Source organism: Pseudoalteromonas sp. SG41-5 (assembly GCF_014164495.1).
Classification (GTDB): Bacteria; Pseudomonadota; Gammaproteobacteria; order Enterobacterales; family Alteromonadaceae; genus Pseudoalteromonas; species Pseudoalteromonas rhizosphaerae.
Genome location: NZ_JACJFH010000057.1, coordinates 1 through 24,713 on the forward strand (window position 1 = coordinate 1; position 24,713 = coordinate 24,713).

Annotated in this window: 17 protein-coding genes; 9 read left to right on the plus strand and 8 right to left on the minus strand. The window is 40.8% G+C overall.

Annotated features, from left to right (window positions below; translation table 11 throughout):
* The 5 genes from ftsY to H5232_RS14735 form a co-directional block, all read left to right on the plus strand.
* A partial coding sequence (gene ftsY / locus H5232_RS14715) for a signal recognition particle-docking protein FtsY (RefSeq protein WP_182831127.1) occupies positions 1-1,447 on the plus strand: 1,447 nt, incomplete at its 5' end.
* Between the two features lie 52 nt (positions 1,448-1,499).
* On the plus strand, positions 1,500-2,177 hold the full coding sequence (ftsE, locus tag H5232_RS14720) for a cell division ATP-binding protein FtsE (RefSeq protein ID WP_182717204.1): 678 nt from the start codon (positions 1,500-1,502) through the stop codon (positions 2,175-2,177).
* Complete coding sequence (gene ftsX, locus H5232_RS14725) at positions 2,174-3,160, plus strand: permease-like cell division protein FtsX (RefSeq protein WP_182717203.1); 987 nt, start codon at positions 2,174-2,176, stop codon at positions 3,158-3,160. The genes ftsE and ftsX overlap by 4 nt, the downstream gene beginning before the upstream one ends.
* A gap of 223 nt (positions 3,161-3,383) precedes the next feature.
* Positions 3,384-4,247, plus strand: coding sequence for an RNA polymerase sigma factor RpoH (gene rpoH, locus H5232_RS14730; protein ID WP_145234811.1), 864 nt, complete (start codon positions 3,384-3,386; stop codon positions 4,245-4,247).
* A 720-nt stretch (positions 4,248-4,967) separates the two neighbouring features.
* A complete protein-coding gene (locus H5232_RS14735) occupies positions 4,968-6,839 on the plus strand; it encodes a methyl-accepting chemotaxis protein (RefSeq protein ID WP_182762209.1) in 1,872 nt (623 codons plus the stop codon).
* A 331-nt stretch (positions 6,840-7,170) separates the two neighbouring features.
* Here the strand turns inward: H5232_RS14735 and H5232_RS14740 are convergent, their stop codons facing one another.
* From H5232_RS14740 to gpmM, 7 genes are all read right to left on the minus strand, one after another.
* Positions 7,171-9,396 carry a DEAD/DEAH box helicase gene (locus H5232_RS14740; RefSeq protein WP_182831128.1) on the minus strand — a complete coding sequence of 742 codons (2,226 nt, stop codon included), beginning with the start codon at positions 9,394-9,396 and terminating at the stop codon, positions 7,171-7,173.
* Positions 9,393-10,700: an ATP-binding protein gene (locus tag H5232_RS14745; RefSeq protein ID WP_039488422.1), complete on the minus strand. Its 1,308-nt coding sequence runs from the start codon at positions 10,698-10,700 to the stop codon at positions 9,393-9,395. The genes H5232_RS14740 and H5232_RS14745 overlap by 4 nt, the downstream gene beginning before the upstream one ends.
* A gap of 2 nt (positions 10,701-10,702) precedes the next feature.
* Entirely contained in the window at positions 10,703-13,135 is a 2,433-nt protein-coding gene (locus H5232_RS14750; protein ID WP_182761844.1) for a TerB N-terminal domain-containing protein, read from the minus strand.
* A gap of 334 nt (positions 13,136-13,469) precedes the next feature.
* On the minus strand, positions 13,470-14,234 hold the full coding sequence (locus H5232_RS14755) for a divergent polysaccharide deacetylase family protein (RefSeq protein ID WP_182831129.1): 765 nt from the start codon (positions 14,232-14,234) through the stop codon (positions 13,470-13,472).
* A gap of 42 nt (positions 14,235-14,276) precedes the next feature.
* Entirely contained in the window at positions 14,277-15,536 is a 1,260-nt protein-coding gene (locus tag H5232_RS14760) for a S41 family peptidase (RefSeq protein ID WP_182762511.1), read from the minus strand.
* 35 nt (positions 15,537-15,571) lie between these two features.
* Positions 15,572-16,726: a murein hydrolase activator EnvC gene (locus tag H5232_RS14765; RefSeq protein ID WP_149982155.1), complete on the minus strand. Its 1,155-nt coding sequence runs from the start codon at positions 16,724-16,726 to the stop codon at positions 15,572-15,574.
* Positions 16,727-16,729: 3 nt separating this feature from the next.
* Positions 16,730-18,274, minus strand: a complete 1,545-nt coding sequence (gpmM, locus tag H5232_RS14770; protein WP_182717197.1) for a 2,3-bisphosphoglycerate-independent phosphoglycerate mutase — start codon at positions 18,272-18,274, stop codon at positions 16,730-16,732.
* A gap of 200 nt (positions 18,275-18,474) precedes the next feature.
* Here gpmM and H5232_RS14775 point away from each other — a divergent pair, with 200 nt between their 5' ends.
* The 4 genes from H5232_RS14775 to gpsA are packed head-to-tail and all read left to right on the plus strand — an operon-like array spanning position 18,475 to position 20,733.
* Positions 18,475-18,906 (plus strand): rhodanese-like domain-containing protein, encoded by a 432-nt coding sequence (locus H5232_RS14775; RefSeq protein ID WP_149982153.1) that lies wholly within the window; start codon positions 18,475-18,477, stop codon positions 18,904-18,906.
* 31 nt (positions 18,907-18,937) lie between these two features.
* On the plus strand, positions 18,938-19,195 hold the full coding sequence (gene grxC / locus H5232_RS14780) for a glutaredoxin 3 (RefSeq protein ID WP_145235234.1): 258 nt from the start codon (positions 18,938-18,940) through the stop codon (positions 19,193-19,195).
* Positions 19,196-19,233: 38 nt separating this feature from the next.
* Positions 19,234-19,722, plus strand: a complete 489-nt coding sequence (secB, locus tag H5232_RS14785; protein WP_145235236.1) for a protein-export chaperone SecB — start codon at positions 19,234-19,236, stop codon at positions 19,720-19,722.
* A gap of 3 nt (positions 19,723-19,725) precedes the next feature.
* Complete coding sequence (gene gpsA / locus H5232_RS14790; RefSeq protein WP_145235238.1) at positions 19,726-20,733, plus strand: NAD(P)H-dependent glycerol-3-phosphate dehydrogenase; 1,008 nt, start codon at positions 19,726-19,728, stop codon at positions 20,731-20,733.
* 73 nt (positions 20,734-20,806) lie between these two features.
* Here gpsA and H5232_RS14795 read toward each other — a convergent pair whose 3' ends face one another.
* Entirely contained in the window at positions 20,807-24,652 is a 3,846-nt protein-coding gene (locus tag H5232_RS14795) for an EAL domain-containing protein (RefSeq protein ID WP_182739741.1), read from the minus strand.
* Positions 24,653-24,713: the final 61 nt, after the last annotated feature.

Sequence of the window (24,713 nt, forward strand, 5' to 3'; positions counted from 1 at the left end):
AGAGGAAGAACGTAGTGCTGCAGATCAAGCCGAAGCTGAACGTGTAGAGCAAGAGCGTATTGCTGCCGAGCAAGCCGAAGCTGAGCGTTTAGAGCAAGAGCGTATTGCTGCCGAGCAAGCCGAAGCTGAGCGTTTAGAGCAAGAACTTATTGCCGCAGAGCAAGCCGAAGTTGAACGTGTAGAGCAAGAGCGTATTGCTGCCGAGCAAGCTGAAGCTGAACGTGTAGAACAAGTGCGTATCGCAGCAGAGCAAGCCGAAGCTGAACGTGTAGAGCAAGAGCGTATCGCAGCAGAGCAAGCCGAAGCTGAGCGTGTAGAGCAACAACGTATTGCTGCCGAGCAGGCCGAAGCTGAACGTGTAGAGCAAGAGCGTATTGCTGCCGAGCAAGCTGAAGCTGAACGTGTAGAGCAACAACGTATTGCTGCCGAAGAGGCGGAAGCTGAGCGTTTAGAGCAAGAGCGATTAACGGCCGAGCTTGCCATCGAGGAAGCAAAAACAGCTGAAAAACCTAAAAAAGAAGGGTTCTTTGCTCGTCTTAAAAAAGGCTTATTAAAAACCAAAGTAAACTTAGGTTCTGGCTTTGCATCGATTTTCACTGGTAAGAAAATTGATGATGAATTATTTGAAGATCTTGAAACTCAGCTATTAACAGCCGACTTAGGTGTTGATACCACCATGAAGCTGATCGATCGTTTGACTGATGCGGCTAACCGCAAACAGTTAAAGGATGGTGATGCATTATATGAGCTAATGAAGCAAGAAATGGCGGCGATGCTTAAAACGGCAGAACAGCCATTAGAAATTCCTGCTGATAAAAAACCATTTGTTATATTAATGGTGGGTGTTAATGGAGTTGGTAAAACAACGACCATTGGTAAACTTGCTAAGCAATTTCAGGATCAAGGTAAATCAGTCATGTTAGCTGCAGGTGATACTTTCCGTGCAGCTGCGGTTGAGCAATTACAAGTATGGGGCGAGCGTAATAAAATCCCAGTAATCGCACAGCACACCGGTGCTGATAGTGCCTCAGTGATATTTGATGCATTTCAAGCTGCCAAAGCGCGTAACGTTGATGTGTTAATTGCAGATACAGCTGGTCGCTTGCAAAATAAAGACAACTTGATGCAAGAGCTTGAAAAAATAGCCCGGGTGATGAAGAAAATTGATCCCGATGCACCGCATGAAGTGATGCTAACCATCGATGCAGGCACAGGGCAAAATGCAATTAGCCAAGTGAACTTATTTAATCAGTGTGTTGGCCTTACCGGTATTACATTGTCTAAGTTAGATGGTACAGCCAAAGGTGGGGTTATTTTTGCCGTCGCCGATAAATTTAATATTCCGATCCGCTATATTGGTGTTGGTGAAGGCATTGATGATTTACGTGCATTTAATAGTAATGACTTCATTGATGCGCTATTTAGCCAAGATGAGGACGAAGTTTAAATTTCAAAGGGGAGCTTGCTCCCTTTTCAGCTGTGGATGATTGATAACTAAAATGATAAATTTTCAGCAAGTCAGCAAAACATATCCCGGTGGTCACCGAGCACTGGAAAAAGTTAATTTTCATGTTAAACCGGGTGAATTGGCTTTTTTAACAGGTCACAGTGGTGCTGGTAAAAGTACCTTACTTAAACTCATTAGTTTAATGGAACGCCCGTCGGCGGGTCATGTTTTTATTAATGGCGTTGATTTAAATGCAGTAAAATCGCGGCAAATTCCTTATGTCCGCCGTGATATTGGTATCATATTTCAAAACCACCGTTTATTAGAGCGCCACACTATTTTTGATAATGTTGCCTTGCCGCTAATTATCGAAGGTACGCATCATAAGCAAATTGAAAAGCGTGTGCATGGCGCACTTGATAAAGTTGGCTTGCTAGATAAAGTAAAATGCCACCCTTCAACACTCTCTGGTGGTGAACAACAGCGAGTTGGGATTGCCCGGGCAATTGTAAACTCTCCGCCATTATTACTTGCAGATGAACCAACAGGTAACCTAGATCCTGAGCTTTCCATGGATATCTTGCGTTTGTTTGAAGAATTTAATAATCATGGCACTACAGTCTTAATTGCCACTCATGATTTAGGGCTGATCTCGCGAATGAAATACCGTAGCTTAACCTTAAAAGATGGTCGCATGAGTGAAGATCCATTGGCAGAGGCAACACTATGAGTTTGTTATTCAAAGGCCGAAAAAGCCAAAATGAACGAGTAAAAAAATCAGTTTTTGCAGCCGGCTATTTTTTTGTGCTGAATATATTTCGCCAAGGTGTATATAGCCTAGGGGAAATGTGGCGCACACCGATGGCGTCAATGATGACCATTGCGGTGTTGGGTTTAAGTTTAACCTTACCAGCGACCTTGTATTTAGTGGTTAAAAATGTGCAGCAGGTCAGCAGTGGCTTTGAAGAAGCTGCAGAGATTTCATTATTTGTAAAAGAATCCATGAGTGAACAAGAAACAAAAACGCTTGTTAAACGCTTAGCACTCTACCCTGAAATTGATAATGTCACTTTTATTTCTAAACAAAATGCGCTCATTGAATTTAAAGAAGTATCAGGGTTTGGCCAAGCACTTGAATATTTAGATAGCAATCCTCTGCCAGATGTTGTTATCGTCACGCCGACTTCTCGCCATCGTCAACCAAACGCCGCGCAAGCATTATTAAAAAAGCTTGAAGCAGAGCGTGAAGTTGATTTTGGTAAATTAGATATTGCCTGGCTTGAGCGCTTAAATGCATTATTAAGCCTGTTAAAAGAAAGCGTGATCACCATCGCGTTGTTATTACTGACTTCGGTAACTTTGATCATAGGCAACACTATTCGCTTATCAATTATGGATAAGAAAGAAGAGATCCAAGTGATGAAGCTAGTCGGTGCAACCAATACCTTTATTCATGCGCCATTTTTATGGACCGGCATTTGGTATGGCATTGTTGGTGGTTTGTTTGCTTTTATATGTGTGGCCCTCATGATGTGGTGGCTTGGATCTGCAGTTACCCAAGTCGCTGGAGTGTATCAAACTAACTTTAATTTAATTGGCTTAAGTTTAGGCGAGTTTGGCGCGTTAGTGCTACTTGCAACCAGCTTAGGGTTTGTTGGCTCTTACTTATCTGTTAATCGATATATAAAAGAAATCGAACCCGATAAAGTGTAACAATTATTGTTTATAATCATTGATTAAGTTGGTTGTGGTGAATTGCTTTATCATAACCAACTGACCGCAAAGCTAGAATTCATCGCTTATTCAGGCGTTTAAAGTAGAATAAAAAACACTAAAAAACCACTTGCTTCAATCGAAAAAAAGTTTTACATTGAAGTTAGCACTCTAAGTGAAAGAGTGCTAAGATGGTTTCAAATGTTTATCACTGAGGTGAAAAATGAGTAAAGATTTATACGCAATGGCACTCACAGTTGGACAGCAAAGCGCAAGTATGGACGGTTACCTTCAAGCGGTAAGCACTATACCTATGCTAGGTGCTGAGCAAGAAAAAGAGTTAGCGACTCGCTTACAGGAAGATGGCGATCTTAACGCTGCAAAGCAACTCATCATGTCTCACCTTCGTTTTGTTGCACATATAGCTAAAGGTTATTCAGGTTACGGCCTACCGCAAGCTGATTTGATTCAAGAAGGCAATATCGGCCTGATGAAAGCAGTAAAACGTTTTGACCCATCAGTGGGCGTACGTTTGGTTTCATTTGCAGTGCATTGGATCAAGGCCGAAATACACGAGTTTGTACTTAAAAACTGGCGCATTGTTAAAGTTGCGACCACTAAAGCGCAACGCAAATTGTTTTTTAATCTTCGTAAAAACAAAAAACGTTTAGGTTGGTTTAACCAAGCTGAAGTTGCTACCGTAGCGAGTGAGCTAGGTGTGAGTGAAAAAGAAGTTCGTGAAATGGAATCGCGCATGAGCGGCCAAGACATGGGTTTTGATTTAACCGGTGACGACAGCGATGACGCACCAACTAGTACCTATTCGCCTGTGCAATACTTAACTGATGGCAGTAATGATTTAGCTGAAGAAGTTGAACAGCAACAATATCAAGAGCAATCTCATACACGTTTATTTAGTGCGTTAAAAACCCTAGATGAACGTTCACAAGACATTGTTAGTGCTCGTTGGTTATCAGACGATAAAGCAACACTGCAAGAACTGGCTGAAAAATACAGCGTATCTGCAGAGCGTGTTCGTCAACTTGAAAAAACAGCGATGAAAAAGTTACAAGCTGCAATGAGTTAATCACAGTTTTACAAAATTATTAAAAGCCCTGCATGAAAATGCGGGGCTTTTTGCGTTTAGGGAAGCTATAAGTTTTAAGCGATAAGTCATTAGTAGCAAAAATAATATGGATTTCATACAGGGCGACTGCTCCGTCGTCACGGCTATTACTTTTGCTTAATTTAATATAATGACTAGGGTCTGTTGATCTTTCAAGGTTGAATTTGCAGCAGTCTGTTTGGTATTTAGGCAAGGCAGAGTCTATGTGGTGTGGTTATTCCCCATAAATAGGCTATAACGCAGCATCAATGCCAAACAGGCACTGCCCGAAGGGTTCTGCCTAGGGGCAATTAACTCTTTGTTACTCGATTTTTACTTAGCCCACTAGGTTACAAACCTCGCGCCGCGATTAAATTGCCCCTAGTTTGAACAAATATTAATCCGCAAAGGTCAACAGACCCTAGGCGTTACAATTATTTTAAATAAAAATATACGTGCAGTATTTATACCGTGCTATTTATTTACACTCGTTAGGTTATTAATTTAAGTTTTACATTGAATTAATAATGATTCTTTTTATATTCACTTAAATCACTGATTTTAATTTATTATTCAAATCTTGTATGCGAAAATAGAACAAGATTGAGAATTGTCTCTCAATTCATACTCTAAATTAAGCTAACCCCAAGCTGTATTTATATCCGTATTTCAATTTAATTAAAGTCAGTATTAGCACTCAATATGAATTCATATTCACTAAAGAAAAAAATATTATTATCGGTTGTTCTCGCCCTCGTAATTGTTGTTGTATTATTGTCATGGTATAGCTACTCCACGCAAAAAGCGTTGTTACTGCAAAACAGTGTTGATAGTGTGAGACAAGCAGGTAAACAGCAAGCCGCGCGCATCGAAGCATGGCTAACCGATCGTCAGCGAGTGATCGCTTCTGTCGCCACTAAAGTCGAAGGTGATACGCTTAATGCATTGCAGCAAGCACAGGTATCTGGCGATTTTCAATTAACCTATTTTGGTAACCGCGACGGGCTGATGGTGGACTCTGATCCCAGCATTGACCGCTCAGGTTATGATCCTAGAACACGTCCTTGGTATCAGCAGTCACAGCAAGCTCGTAGCAGCATAATTACCAAGCCTTATTTGGATGTGGCCTTTAATCTATTGGTCGTTACCATAGCTCATCCAGCGCGTAATGGTGTGGTTGGCGGTGATGTGTCAATTGCGAGTATTGTCGATAGCGTTAGCAATATGTCTCTACCGGCAAACGGTTATGCCATCATGATGCATGAAGACGGTACTGTGATCGCCTATAAAGACTCAAGTAAATTGATGGGTAAAATCACCAATATTGAGACTAAATTAAGCAGCCGACTAATAGAATCAAGTAGCCAAACAGGCCAACTTACGCCTGTTTATTTTGAAACTGAAGCTCGGGATAAGCTAATTTGGAGTGAAAAAATCCCCAATACAGATTGGCAGCTAGTTTTTGTACTCGACAAACAAACGTTAGAGGCACCATTAGTTAGCTTGATGGTCACCCAGTTAGGACTGGCAACGTTAGCACTGATCATTAGTGTATTATCTATTTCTTGGTTGTTAAGTTTGTTACTAGGGCCACTAAGTCGCGTGTCGCAAGCGTTATCTCGTATTGCTGCAGGCAATGGTGATTTAACTCAGCGTATTACAGTCGACAGCCAAGACGAAGTCGGCATGTTAGCTGATAGCTTTAATAGTTTTGTAAGTAGTCAACATCAGCTGATCAGTCATATTCGTCAACTAGCGACTGATCTAGACTCAGATGCAGAGAAAAGTCTGTTAACCAATCAATCAAGCGTTAATGAACTACAGCGCCAACAGCAAGAAGTTACAATGGTTGCTACCGCAGTTACAGAGATGTCCAGTGCTACTCATGAAATTGCAGCTAACGCTGAAAATACCGCTGCTGCATCCCAGCAATCGGCGCAAAGCAGTATTCAGGGGAAAAGCTTAGTTGATAAAACCAGAACCACGATTAACTCATTGGCATCAGAAATTGATGAAACCACAGTTGTGATCAGTGAGCTGAGCCTGCATGCACAAGCAATCTCAAGTATTTTAACGACGATTCAGGAGATTGCAGAGCAAACTAATTTACTGGCATTAAATGCTGCGATTGAAGCGGCGCGTGCCGGCGAGCAAGGCCGTGGTTTTGCTGTTGTCGCAGACGAAGTTCGCGTGTTATCACATCGTACTCAAAACTCTACCGCAGAGATTTATACCACGATTGAAACGTTGCAAAATACCACTAAAAAAGCGGTTAGCTTGATGGATAGCAGTAAAAGTTTAGCTAATAACAGTGTTCACGACGTCAACGCCGCAGCACAAGCTTTAGAAGAAATTACTCACGCAGTGAATGAGATTTCCGACATGGCAGGGCACATTGCAGTCGCAGCTGAGGAGCAAACTCAAGTAACAAATGAGATAACCCGAAATACGGTCGCAATTAAAGATGTCACTGATGAAATCACGGCATCAGCAACAACGCATTTAAGCCAAGCAAAGGTACTGAAAGACCGCGCCACTGACTTAAATGAAAAAGTCGCCACCTTTATCCTGTAGTTTGACGTTATAGCTAGTCGGGCAGATATAGCCCTGCTAGCTTCTTTTTAGTTTTTAGTTTTTAGTTTTAAGTGGTAAGTTTTAAGCCATAAGTGACAAACGCAGCCACCACTATCTTCTTGTCCTCTTGCGAAACATTATAGAAAAAGAACTTTAAGTTAATTATTCACAAATAGGTTAGAGGCGCCGCGCTTTAGAGTTATCAACATAGGTTGGTTTGAGCGCAGCGAAATCCAACTAAAAATATCCAAACCTATAAACTACAAAGTTTTGACTTATCGACTGTCTTGAATGTGCCATTTCCGGACATTGATGAATATAATGTGTGAAGTCATAATTTAACCTCTTTGGCTTGTTTAAATCTTGCCATGAGCAATTCTTTGACTAATACTCGGGCCTTCTCTACATCAAATGCTCTAGCGGCATACCCTTTTGCAAGAATTTCTTGAGGTAAATATTCATCAAACTTATCTATGGCTTTTTCTGCAATAGCATCAGCTAAATCAATTGCTGATATGGTTTGAGCATCTCGAAAGCTTTTAAGAGCCCCGATGACATCATCAATTAAGGTATTCTCAACTTCTATAATTCCTGCAAATGCACCTGCTCCAAACCCTTTGTGTATAAGTACTGCAACGAGTGTATTTACAACTTTATCGCCGGCCCAGGGCAAAACAACGGCTGTATTGCCATACTGTAAGAAATGCGTACTTTCAAGTTTTGCAGTTTTAAAAAAGTCAGCACCTTCTTTGAAAAGTGCTTGAGCAACTGCATCACCAAATTCAATTCTTTGTTCACCAACTTGAACTCTGTAGTCACCTTCTTCCAGTATTTTAAGCATTTCTTGTCTCACTACATCATGTACAGCCATCCCTGAACCACCAAATTTAGGTGGTTTCCCTCCTTTTGCATGCTGTACTGAAATCACTTTTTTGTCTGTATCGACTAGCTCAACCACCCAACGTTTACCCGCAAATACAATATGTTGGCCCTCTAAAATAAGGCTATCTACGGGTAATGTCCCTAGTGTTTTACTACCCGTTATAATTCTAAATTCTTCAGGGGTTTTAAAAACGGCATAAAACGTATAATGATTTGTTATTTTTTCACCCATAAAACCTAAAACCAGTTCACCACTACCTAACTGGGTAATAAGATCTACCTTACCCATATGAGATAGCAAATCTTTAAAATGTGTAACAGTAACTTGTTGGAATGGACCGTCTTTACAAAGTAATACGTAGATTTGATCTGCTCTTATCCCCCCCCATTGCGCGATGAGAGCTAAAACTTGATGAAGTAATGTTGAAAAGTGATAGAGCGAAGTGTCTGCTGGTTCGTACCACTTACTTGCAACCAATAAACGTATCATCGCTAGCGATTGAACCAATTCAAGCCGCAGTTTATCTACAATACTCGATTTTTCTGTAAGGTCAGCCTCAGTTATCAGCATTCGCAAAATACTAGCGCCACCACGCCTACCTGAACGACCCATGCGCTGCCGTAAACTTGCAATAGAATGCGGCGCAGTAACTTGCACGACAGAGTTAACCTTGCCTATATCAATGCCTAACTCCAAAGTCATAGTACACACTGCTGTAGTAGGCATTTGATCTTGCTGAAGCCGAGCTTCAAGTGTTTCTCGCATTTCTTTGGCTAACGAGCCGTGATGTGGAAAAAACTCGTTAGGCACAGTGTTAATCTCACACATCTCAGAAAGAGTGGTCGCAATGCTTTCAGTGCGACTTCTGCTGTTTGCAAACACTAAGTGGTTCCCACCACGGCAAAGGCCATATAAATCGTTACATACGCTTTGCTCCGCAGTAACCGCCTCATCTATTACTACAGCGCTTTCAATGTATCCCTTCACTTGCATTTTTAACGTTGATGAAGACTGCGTTTGCTTTATTATTTTACAAGACAACGATTTATTGGGTCTTAAAGACGCCGGGACACTTTCTAAGTCACCTAAAGTGGCACTTAAAGCGGTTCTGGGTATTGGTGCGTTTACACGGCCAAGCAGATGCTCTAAGCGGTGCAGTAAGCTCAACAAGTGATGGCCACGCTCAGTACCAATAAATGCGTGAAATTCGTCTATAACTATATGCTTTAAATTCTGAAAAGCAGATTTTACCCAGCCACTGTCTCTTATTAATAATGACTCTAGGGACTCTGGCGTTATTAACATGATGCCAGATGGATTTCGTTTCAGCTTATTTTTTCGACCTTGAGGGCTATCACCATGCCAAGGTGTAACTTGTATGTCTAACAAGTCTGACAAGCTTTCTAGCCTTCGATCTTGATCGTTTATTAACGCCTTTAGCGGGCTGATATATAAAATACCTACACCGCTTACTTGATCTGCGATACTACTTATTGCAGGTAAAAAAAATGCTTCGGTTTTTCCTGCGGCAGTAGAGGCACTAATAAGCACATCAGTCTTTCCTGAGAGGATAGGGTCAATTGCTAAACATTGTATCTCTCTGAGTCGATCCCAGCCTTGTTTAAAAATCCACTGCTGAATGCGAAAATCAAGCCTTTCGTGTGCATCAATCATAATTTAAAATCAGCTAGCTCATCGTCCTCAGATTCAATTTCTAACTCTACATCGGAAGGCTTCTCCTCTGCAATATCAACATTTTTAATTAAGCTGTCCCAAGAAATACTTGGGTTTTGATCAATCACGGCAAGCATATCCAAAAACGCCTTAATCGTATTTCTTGGCGTTCTGAAGTAAGCGTCTCCAATTGTTTTACTGCAATGGACTAAAAATGCTTTAAGGGACTCGTCAGGAACTAAATATAGCGATTCATCACCTGATGCGAAAACATGCCTAAGGTTTTTAAGTAATATGAATAATTCTTCTGGCGTTAAACTTGCCAAATGCAATGCTGGAGATGAGTAATCAATAACACCAGCTTGCTTTGCAAACGTATTGCCAGCTAAACGAGATTGCAGCGCCTCATAGCTATATAACCCTTTTCTTGGATCAAGTAAAAACTCGGGTGTACCACCGAGTAAAAACCCTAAGTACTCAGCCGATCCTTGTAAGCAGTCGTTGAGTATTCTTAGAATTTGCTCGTAATTTGATAATCGTGCTTGGGTGCTATTGAGTTTGTATAAATTTACCATTTCATCGAGGTTAACTAATAACCCTTCATAGCCAGCTTGCCTTACAAATAAACTCATAAGCTTTAGAGAGTCATAAAACGACGCATCTGAGATAATACTTCTTATACCAAGATCTTTGCGAGCATCTGTTTTTGTTGCATACTCTGCTCTTAACCATTTTACAGCGTTGTTCTTAAGTTGCTCGTTATCTGTTTCATGGCCAGTCCAGTATGCTTCTATAACTTTTGCAAAGTCGTAACCACCTACAAGCTCAGAGAGAGACGCGAGCCTTTCGTGGATCACTGTGGTTATTTCCTTGCTTGTATTATCTGCTTCTTTTCGTGCCTCGGTAATAAACTTTTCAACAACACTGGTCAATGCATTACCATCAGGCTTATTACGAGTAGACATGTTTCTCATTAACTCAGAATACAAGTTTCTGGCTTGTCCAGATGATGCATGAATACGACGGTCAGGAGATAGATCTGCATTAACAGTAACTAACTTGCGCTCTAATGCTATCGCTCTTACTACACTTAAAAAGAATGTTTTACCTGAGCCGTATTCGCCAATAATTAACCGAAAAGCAGAGCCGCCCTCTGTCACTCTGTCGATATCTTTAATGAGCGCTTTAAGCTCATTACCACGACCTACTTGTATATGTTGTATGCCGACTTTTGGGGTAACACCCGATTTAAGAGACTGTATAATTGCATCGCGCTCTTTTGATCTGATTTTTTTTGCTGCCATTGTTATAACTCCCTTATCTCTTCGACTATTTCTTCATCAATGTATATATCACCGTCATCATCAATTACTGGTGCATCCACTAAATCAAATGACCAGTCATTAATGGTTTCTATAGCACCATCGACCATTAATTTTAGCTCACTACACATTTGAGCTACCTCTTCGCGACCCCATTGCGCTTTAGCACATAGCTTTTCAAACAACTGGCTATGAGCCTGATCTAATCCTTCAACTTCGTTTGTCAGCTCTGAGACTTCAATATAATCGCTTTCATCTTCATCTGAGGTAAAGATCTTTTCCAGCATATTTTTAGCTTCTGTTGTTTGGCTTTCATGAAGGGCTAAGATTGCTTCATCTAAGCTAAACTCTGATGAATTTTGACTTTTTGGCGCAAGCTGATGACTACTTGTAGTAAGCTGATGAATATCACTCGTGACAGACTCTTTATTCAACCCTAAATTCGTGTAGAGCTTCTCGATTTGTTTTACTTCTTTGTTATCGACGTTGCCATCAGCGAGCGCAATAGACAGAATAAACCGCTTCACAAATTCTATTTCTGTTTCACCTAAATTATTAAGTCTATTTTTTAAACCCGCATTATCCGATGGGGTAACTAATCGCCATGTAAGATAAGCCTTTAAAGAACGCTTTTCTGTATCCGTTAATTTCTCATCATGAGCAATTAGCTTTTCTAGCTCAGAACTTTCTGACTCATCTACAACCCCATCTATGTTTGCAACCATCGCACCTAAGCGAAGTGCGACACCCACTTGGTTAAATACATGACTAGGGACAAACTCTTCCCCATGCCCTGGAGTAAATAAGACAAGTTTGCCATCTAATCTAGGTTTTGCATGGTGGTAACGTAAGTCAGGCGCAATACCTATATCAGCAAGGCTCGCTAAGTTATAAATGAGGTCACTTTCCTTTTTATTTATCGCTTTTGGTACTGGTAAGTCTGTTTGCAACCAAAATTCAGATACATTTGTTACCCCACCATTTTCTAAAATAATAGCCTGAGCCCACCTCTTAAACTTTTCAATTAATGGTGATGGTTGACTACTAGCAATAGCGCGAGGCAGTAACATCAGTGCAGCTAAGTCATCTCTACTAGTGCCTGCTTTACCTAAGTAACGGCTACAACTAGCTAGTTCCTCAGCGACTTTATCAGCAATAGGTATTAGCTTTTTAATAGGGGCTTTTAATATGCTCGGGTCTGGTAAACTATCTAGTAAAATTTTAACGCTAGGAAGACTACCGCTGGCAGAGAAGTACTCAGCGTTTAATTTAGTTTTATTGGGCTTAACTTGCATTCCCTCAGGGAATTTTTGCTTGTAGTAAAGTTTAAAAAGTGAATCAAACTCTAAATCGCAGCGCCTAGCTGCGGTTTTTAAATTGTATTGGTCTGTATTTTTGATCCATTCAAGTGCCAACTCATCATCCACTTTTTCTGTGGCAACGATTTGCTCTGAAAGACGTAATTTAAAAAGTAGTGAATGACGTGTCTTAGGTAATATGTGTTTTTTACTTTTAAAAAATTCAGGTTTTAGTAAATACATAAATTCTAAAAAGTTTGCTGAGTAACCAGCAAAAGAGCGATTTGAAGCAAACACCTTGTGTAAACGAAGTACTTCATTAAAAATATCCTCGAATTGTTCATCTGCAACTTTATTGTCTTTGTTGTTCACAACAACAAATCTTTCAAATCCATAAAAGTACAAAAATACGAATCCTATTGGGGTATTAGCTGCGCTTCTGTCGGTTGCTAACCAGTCGAGATAGGCACCTCTACATTGCCTAGAAAGCCTGCTATAACTTGGCCAGTAACCAAGCGAATCATCAGTGTAATAACCCAGCTGATGCCCTAAAGGTGTTGATGCAGGTAAAATGGAGTTTATTAGCGCAGGGTCTGGGTCATAACTTCTCATAGACTCCATTTGCTCACCTATGTATATCAACCCCATTAGCTTACGCTTTTGTATAATAGTTTCTTTATTCTTATCAAGCCATTGGGCTTTTCTTGTGCTTTTAATGCTTATATTTTGAGGGGCTGCGCTCTCAAAAATATTAAATGTGGCGAGCTCATCTTCAGAATATGTCGCACTATCAGCACTTTCTATAATTGGGGAAGGTGTATTAACAGCAGTGATGCGTGGCTTTGGAGTTGTCTCCTTTGAGGTTGCTAATTCATTAGTTTGTTCGTGTAATTCAACGCTTACTGATGCTTTATCAATTTTAATAGATTTTATTGGGCTGATTGCATCATTGGATAGAGCAGATATAGAAGACTTAGAGGCTGACGTATCATGAGTGCCTTTTATGTCCGAGCTTGGATTATCTAATACTCGAGGCTTTGCTTTATTTGAATTTGAGCGTGAACTGGTAATTAACCAAATTATCAATATAACAACTGCAATTATAAAAATGAATTCCATGTAACATCCCTTTAAAAATGGTTGGTACCATTTTGGTATTTAAAACTCCATCGGCTACTAACATATTACTAAAAAAATCAGAAATGTATAATATTGCTGCTAGCTAATTGCAATTATTCTTAATCAAACAATAAAATCGTCTTTAATAAAGCTTAATCCATAGCTAGTGACTGACTGCTCATCGCTCGAAGCCGTAACCCAATTTGATTCTTCCATCGTTGGGTTTCGTTGCTCTCAACCACAACCTACGGTGATTAATTTAACGACGGCCTATGCTGTTTTCCTAGTACCTAGTACCTAGTACCTAGTACCTTTTCCCTTGTAACTATAGAGCCTACCTCGCACTAACCCCTTTATGATCAGCTTGCGCGAGTTGTATATATTTACGTTCTACTAGTTGTGATAGCGGCACGAGTTCAAAACCTTGTTGTTCAAGTTCGGGTAGCATGCGCTGTAAAAATTCAATGGTTTCAGGGTAAGGGTGGGCAATCGCGATGGCGAAGTTATAACGTTCGGCTTTATACTTTAGTTCGTTGAGGCGAAATTGTAACTGTTTCTCATTGGGAATATTATCTAAAAACACATGGCGGCCGACATTTTCAACGCCATATAAGTTGGCAACATTTTGCGCTTGGCTTAAGCCTGTGGTGCGGCTATCTAAAAAGTACAGGTTGCGCTTTTTCAGCACCTCCATAGTCCATTTCATGGGCAGGCTTTCTTGAGTAAGTGCTGAGCCCATATGATTATTTACACCTTTCACCTGAGGTAAGGTTGCAAGCGCATTGCCGAGGGTGATTTGTAATTGTTCTTTGCTCATATCGCTGGTAAGTGCGCCGGGGCCTAGTGCTTTGCTGCTGTCGAGTGCTTGCATGGGAATATGTAGCAGTAATTCTTTATTTGATTTACTGGCTAAGCGCGCAAAAATTTGCGAATACGGGGTATGAGGCAAAATCGAGAACGATATTTTACCTGGTAAATTTAGGATTTCGAGGTCGCGTTGATGGTTGCCAATATCATCAATTACAATCGCTATTTGCTTATTTGCGGCAAGCGTAGGCAAGCTAAAAAAAAGCCAGAACAACCAAGTTAATTTTTTCACGTTTATAATTTTTATTATCTTTTTTATAGTGAGCTAAAAGCTTTATTTCATAGTTAATAGCTGCTGTGCTTTTAATAACAGTGGATCAGCTGAGTCTGTGCGTGACCATAGCTGATCGTCATTTCCTTGTTCGTTTTTTATTATAACTACTTTATCAATTTGCGAAAGGGTTGATTGATTAATCGCCACATCAGGGGTTACGCCAATGCCATCAATTGATTGTCCTGAGGGGGTAAAGTATTTTGCAGTGGTTAGTTTTAGTGCTGTATTACCATTGCCTAATGGGATCAGAGACTGCACAGAGCCTTTGCCAAATGATTGGCTGCCAATTAGTGTGGCACGGTGATTGTCTTTAAGTGCAGCGGCTAAAATCTCTGCTGCTGAGGCCGAGTTTTCATTAATAAGTACCACGATTGGCGCACCATTTAAAATATCACCTTTTTTGGCGCGAAAGTGCTGGTTTGCATCATAAAAGCGACCTTTGGTGGTGACTATGGTGCCACTTTGTAAAAACAGATCCGATACCGCTACAGCACTTTGTAATGTGCCGCCTGGATTGTCGCGTAAATCGAGCACTAAGCCTGTAAGTGGATTACCGTAATGGCTTTGCAGTGCTGTTATTTGCCGCGCAACATCATGCAAGGTGTGATTGGTAAAACTATTTATTGCCAAATAACCAATACCAAACTCTGATAATGAACTGGTGACACTCTCTAAGTTAATTTCTGATCTAGTCAGAGTAAAATAAATGGCTTGTGGTGAATTACCTCGTTCAATCGTTAAGGTAACCGTTGCTGTGTCACTCGCTTTAATCATTTGTGCAACTTGATTGATGTCTTTATGTGCGACCGTTTGCTGATTAACGGCAAGTAGCACATCATTCATTTGTACTCCGGCAATGGCTGCGGGAGAATCTTTGATCGTATTTACAATAATAATTTTTTGTTGTTGCTGTTTTACTTCAATCCCAAGGCCTGTATAGCGGCCGTTAGTGCTGCTAAATAGCGCTTCTAACTCGTGTTCATCAAGGTACTTAGAGTATGGGTCTAGCTGTGCAAGCAGGGCTTCAAATTGTTGGCTGCTTTCAAAGCTTTGTTGTAAAGCTAAGTCTTCAACATAATAGGCATGGATATTAAAGAGGATTTCGTTTTTTTGTTGGCTTTTTAAATCGCCCACCGAGGTCACTGCAAAGCTATTAAAACTTAGGCACAAAAAAACGCTAACGAGTAATAAATAGCTTATTAGAATGCGATTAAAAGCAGGGTATTGTAACCGCTGTATTTGTAATTGTGTATTTAGCATCAGCTGCTCCCAGTGGGGTGCAGCTGTTTAATCAATTAAATGCGTCTGCACCATGTTACAGGATTTACTGCGCGTCCTTTGTGGCGTATTTCAAAGTATAGACCAGAATTTGCTTGTCCGCCGCTTTGACCAACTAAAGCGATAATATCGCCTTGGCGTACTATATCACCTACGTCTTTTAGTAAGGTTTGAGTATGGCCGTATAAACTCATAAAGCCTTCACCGTGGTCAATAACAATAACCCAGCCGTAGCCTTTTAACCAATCAGCAAACACGACTTGACCGTTGTGGACGCTATGCACATTATTGCCTTCATTAGCGCCAATTAATACGCCTTTCCAGTCAATACCACCGTGCTTATGTTGGCCGAAGCTGTGCTCAATTTTACCTTTTGTTGGCCAGTTTAATTTACCTTTACTGGCTGATAGGCCCAGCAACTCAACCTTTTTAGTTTTTTCTTTTTCAAGTTCTTGCAAGGTAGCTACTAGGGTTTTTTCATTATCTTTTAAGTAATCAATTGAGTTTTTGGTTGAGCTAAGCTTGGTTTTTAATTCACTGATGTTGGCTTTTCGTTGTTGTTGCGCTGCAATGAGTGCTTGATGACGATTGGCTTGCTCTTTATGGAGCACAACTAAGTGTTGCTTGGTTTTTTCAAGTTCGGTTTGTACATCCGCTATTTCAATCAGGAGTGCTTTTAACTCATCAATTTGCTCAATACGCGCTTTGTTGAGGTAATTATAATAACTTAAGGTGCGTTCAACCTGTGCAGTATTTTCTTGATTTAATAGCATTTTAGAGTAGTCATGTCCGCCAGACATATAGGCACTTTTAATTTGTGCGGCGAGTGCATGTTGCTGCTCTAGGCGTTTTTCCTCAAGTGCTTCAGCTTGCTGCTGTTGCTGCTGTTGTTGTTTTTCAGTATCGCGAATTGATTGCTCGGCAATATTCAGTGCCTTGGCATTTTTTGCGATCTCGAGTTCGTGCTGTTGCAGGTTCTTTTGCGATTTTTCGATGTCTTTACGCTGGGCGGCAAGTTCAGCTTGGCTTTGCTTTAATGCTGTTTGGATTTCGCTGAGATCTTTTTTAGTACGATCTTCATTAGCGACGGCAGGGGCCGTCACTAATGAAGTGAGTATTAACGCAGTAACAACGAGCGTACTAAAAATTAATGGGTTAATACTTTTGTTCATGGTTTATTTCAATGTCATGATTGGTGTGCCAGTCATCTCGCTTGGTTGTTCCATGCCCATTAAGTGCAACATGGTTGGCGCAACATCACTGAGGGCTTTGCCTTCGCTTGGTGTTGCATCACGACCAACATAAATGAAATGAACCGGTTCACTGGTGTGTGCGGTATGCGCTTGGCCAGTTTTAAGGTTAGCCATTTGTTCAGCATTGCCGTGATCAGCTGTAATTAATGCTTCACCACCAAATTCTTCAAGGGCAGCAACAACACGACCAATACATTGATCGACTGCTTCACAGGCTTTTACTGCGGCTTCAAATACACCTGAGTGACCGACCATATCGCCATTTGGATAGTTACAAATAATTGCATCGTATTTACCGCTTTTAATCGCTTCGACGAGTTTATCGGTGAGCATTTCTGAATTCATTTCAGGTTGTAAATCGTAGGTCGCAACTTGTGGTGATGGGATCAGCTCGCGGGTTTCACCTTCAAATTCATCTTCACGTCCGCCACTAAAGAAAAACGTCACATGTGCATATTTTTCAGTTTCAGAAATACGTAGCTGTGTTTTATGGTGTTTTTCAAACCATTCACCCAATACATTAGTCAAAGGGACTGTGGCAAAGGCTGCTGGTGCGTCGATGTCTGCTGCGTATTCGGTCAACATAACAAAGCCGCTTAGTGCGGGGGCTTTTTTCTTGGCGAAACCGTCAAAGTCTTTATCAACAAATGCGCGGGTCATTTCACGAGCACGGTCGGCTCTAAAGTTTAAGAAAATAACCGTATCACCGTCATTAATTTGTACTGCGTCTTGGCCTTGTGCTGCTATGGTAGTTGCAGCAACAAACTCATCGTTTTCATCACGTTCGTAAGCCGCAGCTAATGCATCAACACCATTTTCGTAGCTATGTTGTGCGATCCCACTGACCATTAGATCATAAGCTTGCTCTACTCGGTTCCAGCGATTATCGCGGTCCATTGCATAGTAGCGGCCAATGATTGATGCTAAGCGACCACAGTTTAATTTGCTAAACAGCGCTTCAATACGTTCAATTGACGTTTTTGCGCTACGTGGTGGAGTGTCTCGGCCATCTAAAAATGCATGAAAATACACTTCTTTAGCACCGCGCGCTGCAGCTAATTCAATTGCAGCTACAATATGATCTTCATGACTATGCACACCACCTGGGCTTAATAAACCCATTAAATGCACCGCTTTATCAGCATTTACTGCTTTATCAATGTTTTCAACTAGTGTTGGATTATGTGCAAACTCACCGTCGTTTATTGCTTTAGTGATGCGGGTGAAATCTTGATAAACCACACGGCCAGCACCTAAGTTGACGTGGCCTACTTCTGAGTTGCCCATTTGCCCATCAGGAAGACCAACATCTAAACCTGATGCAGAAATTAGGGTGTGCGGGCGAGTTGCCCAAAGTTCGTCTAAAACAGGGGTATTTGCCGCTAAAATTGCGTTGCTTTGGGTATCTTCACGGTATCCCCAACCATCTAAAATCATTAATACGAGAGGTTTTTTATGTTGTGTCATTTTTGTTCCTGAAAATTAGCTCCTGCTTAGCCTTAGCATACCGTGTTTTGTGGTTATGATCAGCAATCAAAGGGACATATTAAAATATTTCACTCTCTGGTAATTTCTAATCAAGCACGTATACTTGCGTGGCTAGGGCATTGCCCTTACGTTTAACCCCAGTGCTACAGGCGCGGGACAATTTTCATAGTGGAAGACGCATGGATCAATATATTGAATTTGTCGGTAATCATCCGATATTAAGTTTAGCTTGGGTTGCTTTAGTTGCACTCATCGTGGGCGGCTGGTTTAAAAGTAAGTTTTCAGCAATTCGTCAAATAAATCCGCAACAATTAACGTTATTAATTAACCGTGAAGACGGTGTCGTTGTAGATATACGTGCACAAAAAGAATTTAATAATGGCCGTATAGCAGGCGCTGAGCATATTAGCCCTGAAAAAGCGAAACAATCTGACTTCTCAAGCCTTGAAAAGTCTAAGAGTAAACCCATTATATTGGTATGTACCACAGGCATGACAGCCTCAGGTATCGCAACTGCTATGCATAAAGCTGGTTTTGAATCAGTTTATGTTTTATCTGGTGGTATGGGTGCATGGCAAAGTGCTGGTCTACCAACGACAACAGGTCGCTAATTAAGTTAGTTAGGCCGATAGAGGAATTGTTATGAGTAATGTTGTTCTTTACACCAAAGCGTATTGCCCTTTTTGTCAGCGTGCTTTAGCGTTGCTAACAAATAAAGGTGTGCAATTTACAAATATCGACATTGGTGTACAGCCTGAATTACGTGACGAAATGATCGCCAAAGCAGGTGGCGCGAGCACAGTACCGCAAATTTTTATTAATGATGAGCATATCGGCGGTTGTGACGACATGATGGCGATTGAAGCCCAAGGCAAACTTGACGCTAAGTTAAACGCTTAAGCATTTATTATAAAAACGATTAAAAGTTAGGAATTATCATGAACGAAGAAAATCAGAACGTAGCAGCACAAGAAGAAACTGGCGCACAATTTACGATCCAACGTATTTACACAAAAGACGTGTCTTTTGAAACGCCTAATTCACCTGCTATTTTCCAAAAAGAATGGACACCAGAAGTTAAGCTTGACCTTGATACACGTTCTAATAAATTAGACGAAGGCGTGTTTGAAGTAGTATTAGCACTGACTGTTACAGCTTCTATCGGTGAAGAAACGGCTTTTTTATGTGAAATTCAACAAGCGGGTATTTTCACTATCGCTGAAGTTGAAGAAGTACAACTTGCACACATGCTTGGCGCATTCTGCCCGAACGTATTGTTCCCGTACGCACGTGAAGCGGTATCTAACTTAGTTAACCGTGGTACATTCCCACAGCTTAACCTTGCACCTGTGAACTTTGATGCGTTATTTGCTCAATACATGCAGCAACGTGCAGCGCAAGCTGAACAGGCAACTGCAGACGCATAACTTATGAGTACAGCCAATTCAGCTGTTACTGTATTAGGGGCGGGGTCTTATGGCACCGCCCTTGCTATTTGTTTAGCCCGAAACGGTCACCAAGTGACACTTTGGGGTCGCAATAGCGATGACGTTGCCACGCTTGCAGCTGAGCGGAAAAATCAACGTTACCTACCTGATGTCACTTTTCCTGACACTTTACACCTTGAAGCCGACTTACACACCGCAGTAACTGCAAGCCAAGTGATCTTGGTTGTTGTGCCAAGTCATGCATTTGGCGATACGCTACAGCAAATTAAGCCTTCATTACTTGAAGGGGCACAAGTTGCATGGGCCACCAAAGGGCTTGAACCAGATACAGGCCGACTTTTGCAAGAGGTTGCACAGCAAGAATTAGGTGATGATGTGCCACTTGCGGTCGTATCAGGCCCTACATTTGCTAAAGAAATGGCGATGGGTTTACCTACTGCAATTTCAGTGTCGTCAACATCAACAGCCTTTGCAAAACAGTTAGCTGAACTATTGCATTGTGGTCGCTCATTTAGGGTCTATAACAATAATGATTTTATTGGTATTCAGCTCGGTGGCGCGGTTAAAAATGTGATTGCGATTGGCGCTGGTATGTCTGACGGCTTTGGTTTTGGTGCTAATGCGCGGACAGCATTGATCACCCGTGGTTTAGCTGAGTTATGCCGGTTAGGCTGCGCGCTTGGTGCTAAGTCAGAAACCTTTATGGGCATGGCTGGGCTGGGAGATTTGATCCTAACGTGCACCGATAATCAGTCTCGTAACCGTCGTTTTGGTTTAGCACTGGGTAAAGGTGAAAAGGTAGAGCAGGCGATAGCATCAATTGGTCAAGTGGTCGAAGGTTATCGCAACACCAAAGAAGTCTATTTACTTGCACAACGTACTGGTATCGAAATGCCGATCACTGAGCAAATCTATCAGGTACTTTATGAAAATAAAGACGTGAAAGAAGCCGCGATGGCTTTATTAGGTCGCGAGCAAAAATCAGAGTAACAGTGCCTTGTAGCTGCCAGCGTTTATGGGTTTGTATAAACGCTGGTAGTTAATCTTATAACTAACAAGGTACTTAGTCATTCATCAAATTAGATTGTTTTCTCAGATTGTTTTTTTCGAGATAAGTAGCTACCTTTTCAGCACAAAGCGGACGACTATAATAATAGCCTTGCATCGTATTACAGCCCATAACATGCAGCATATAAGCCTGCTCTTTAGTTTCAACTCCTTCGGCAACAACATCGATATGTAAGTATTTAGCGAGGCGAATAATTGTCGCGGTAATATTACGATCCTGCTCACTATCGACAATATCTTTAATAAAAGAGCGATCAATTTTTAAAGTATCGATTGGAAAACGTTTTAAATAACCCAATGATGAATGACCAGTACCAAAGTCATCCAGCGCAATGGTAAAGCCAAATGCTTTTAAGCGGTTCATTTGCTGTTGGGCAAATTCAGGGTTATCCATCATGGCACTTTCGGTTATTTCTAACTCAACACAGCGTGCAGGCACATCATAGTTTGTTAAACACTCAGTGAGGGTTTCGACTAAACTACTTTGCTGAAAGTGCAGAGCCGAAATATTAATTGCCACTTTACCAAAACTTACTCCTTCATTACGCCATAACTCTAGTTGTTTAAATAGCTGCTTCATTAGCAATAAAGTGAGTGGAATAATTGCGCCATTTTGTTCTGCAAGGGGGATAAATTCAGCCGGGCTAATGATGCTGCCATCAACTTGCGGCCAACGCACTAAGGCTTCAAAACCATGTATTTGATCTTTATCTGCGTTATATTTTACTTGGTAAAATAATTGAAAGTCCTGATGTTCGATTGCCCGAAAAAGTGCGCTTTCTTTACTAAGTTCATTCATATCAATTGTGTGTTTAGATTTATCAAAAAATTGATAATTATTATGACCTATCTTTTTAGCGTGATTGAGCGCACTATTGGCGCTGCGCATCAGTGCTTCGCTGTTATAACCGTTTTCTGGGTACCCGGCGATACCACAACAGGCAGAAATAAAGCTCTCTATACCCTCAAGCATAAACGGTGTTTGGAATTGTTTAAGGATATTATCGGCCAGTTTTTTGGCGAAAAAGACGGACATGCCTGAATATAAATAGGGCGGTACGAGTATAGCAAATTCATCTCCCCCTAAGCGGGCCAAGGTATAACCAGAATCAAGATTACGAGTGAGTCTGCCCGCAACTTCTTTTAATAGTTCATCACCGATTGCGTGACCAAGGGATTCGTTAATTTTATTAAAATTGTCTAAATCTATAAAAATAATCAGTAAATTAGGGAAGTTGTTATTACAGCTGGCAATTGCCTTATTTACAGATTCAATAAAAATAGTGCGATTGGAAAGCCCAGTGACAGAATCTCGAGTGGTTAATTTAAGCATCGCACGTTCATTATTCTTACGTGCAGTTACATCTGAAAATAACCCAATATAATGCGCGCTACTAGTACGTAGGTTAGGGGTTTTTACTTTGGTTATCGATAAATCTAAGGCATAGGGTTGCCCGTCTTTACGCACATTCCAAATTTCACCAGACCAATAACCATCAACCTCTAGATCATTATAAATGAGGCTTTCTAATTTTTTATCGCGACCGTTTACAGTAAATGCTTTTGGTTTTTTACCCACTACATCAGCAAGAGTAAAGCCACAAATAGTTGTAAATGCTTGGTTTATGTTCGTGATTTGAAACTGCTCATTGGCGATCCAAATGGCATCTTTTGATTGCGTCATTAACGCGTTGACCAAATTATGCTTAGCACCACTTTTTAATCTATAAACAATTAACAGCAGTAAAATAGCAAAAATAGCCGCTAAAACGAGGTGGTTGATCCAGTGAGGGAAGGCAAAAGCCGTTTGTTTAATCATTAACACTAACGGCTCGTTATTTACTTGATTAAGGTTTTTAACTTCAAGATAAATATTCTTTGCATTACTAGCCAGAGACAGCATGGTCTGAGCATTCGGCAGTGCTAGCCAATCGCCATTGGGATCGAGTCGGTAATTGAGCTGCATAGGTAAGAGGCCATTACTGCTAAACCAAACAGAGATGCCTTTTAGCGGTTGGCTGGTATTTACTGCGTTGGTTGCTAAGTGGTAATAGTCTTGGTCTTGCTCTTGATAGTGTAAAGTCAGATGACTGATTAAAAAAGAGCTGTTTTGAGGTGGTACTTGTGTTGAATGCACTTCTAATAAAGTATTACCCGTTGGCGCAAACAACATTATTTTATCACGGTAGCTAACGCTAAAGAGTGATTTTGGAAGTTGCTCATAACTAATAGAATCATCAATATAAGCGGCAATACTATGAGTGGCATTTTCAACCCATAGGTTAGTGCTGGGTTTGTAGAGTTTTATCGCTTGAGAATCAACTATCCACAAAGCATTTTGTGGTGCTTCGTAAATGGCTGTGGTGTTAAATGTACTTACTTTATCAAAATTTATCTCAAGTGTTATTTGCTGAGAATTTTCAGGTGCTTGCCATTGGCTCTGCCATAAGCCGTTACTTGTCGCAAGCCAAAGCCTTGAAGAGTTGCGTTGATAATACATAGCATTGATCTGCCCGAGGGCTTCAGTTTCAAGCTCAAGGGCGGTGAGCTGTTGTTTAGCAATATAAAATAATTGCTCACCATCACTTGCGAGATATTGCTCGTCATTAAGGGATGTTAAAGCATTAATGTTACTAATTGGTAGTGTTTGGCTTTGTTGCTGCGTCGCAAAATCATATTTTATTAATTGCTTTTTGGTTGCTACCCACAGTGTTGTTGGGGCAGTTGAATGCAGCGCAGCAACTTGATCCTTTATTAATAAATCAAAAGTGAGGTTGCGGGCACTGTATAAATATAAACCAGTGTCGGTTGCAACAGCCCATTTATCTTCGCGCAGATAAGCGATGGTAATAATTTTTTTATGTTGTGTAAAATTACCTAACTGTTCCAACATGTCAAAGTATTGCTGCATACGCGGAGCAGGATTATCGGTGATAGGGGTTGTGATAATTTGCATTGCAGGGAGCTTTAGCCAGCTTTTAGTGGCAGTTTGCAGCCACAGTTGTTGGTTGTTTTGTTTAATTGATAAAAAGCGTGCAGGAGCACTATAAAACAAAGGATTCGTGTTTTTGGTCGTTAAATCATGTTTATAAGCGCGATTTTTATGCAAATAATAGAGCTGATCATCAAAGTAATTTAGTTGTTGAACATGCGCATGCTGGAGTTTTATTTCTTGCATAGAGTGCGTGTTGTTAAACAGGTAATGTTGGTCGTTATTGGTATTGATAAGGATCGCTGCTGAGGTTTGACTTGGACTTAACTGCGCGATAGGCGCGGGGACGATGAGCTGAGCTGTAATTGCATTACTTGCTAAATCAAAGTGACTAACTAAATTACTACCTGAATGTAGCCATAGGCTGTTGTTAAATCCCAATGCGAGTTCGACGATCTGCTCTGAAAAGGCGAATGGGGAATGGAGTTTTTCGTCTTTTATAGTGTGGATCTGACCTTGGTATAGAAAGTAAAAGCCGAGCTCGGTGGTTAATATCGGCTGTTTTAGCGGTGTTGCGGTTAGTTGAATTAACTGGTTGTTAATTAAGTTGATTAAACTCAGCCCTTGCTCAGTGTTAATTAATAACCAGGATTTATAAGTCGCTACTTGTAAAATGGCTTGATTCGCAAATGATGAAAAAGGCGGTGCTTGGCCACTAAAAAGATGCACCGAGTCGTAGTTAAACAGCCCTTTATTAGTTGCGAGCCAAAACGCATTACTCGGGTCTTGAGTAAAGTCATTAATGGCGGGTAGCGAAAGCTCATTCGCATTTAATTCAGCTACACTCGCGTTTACATTTACAGTAGATAACATACTAATAAAACAGCATGTTTGAAGGATAAAACGCATTACAATCCGTTGAATCAGTTTAAAAAGAACTTATTTAGAATAGTGTAGGAATAGAAATAAT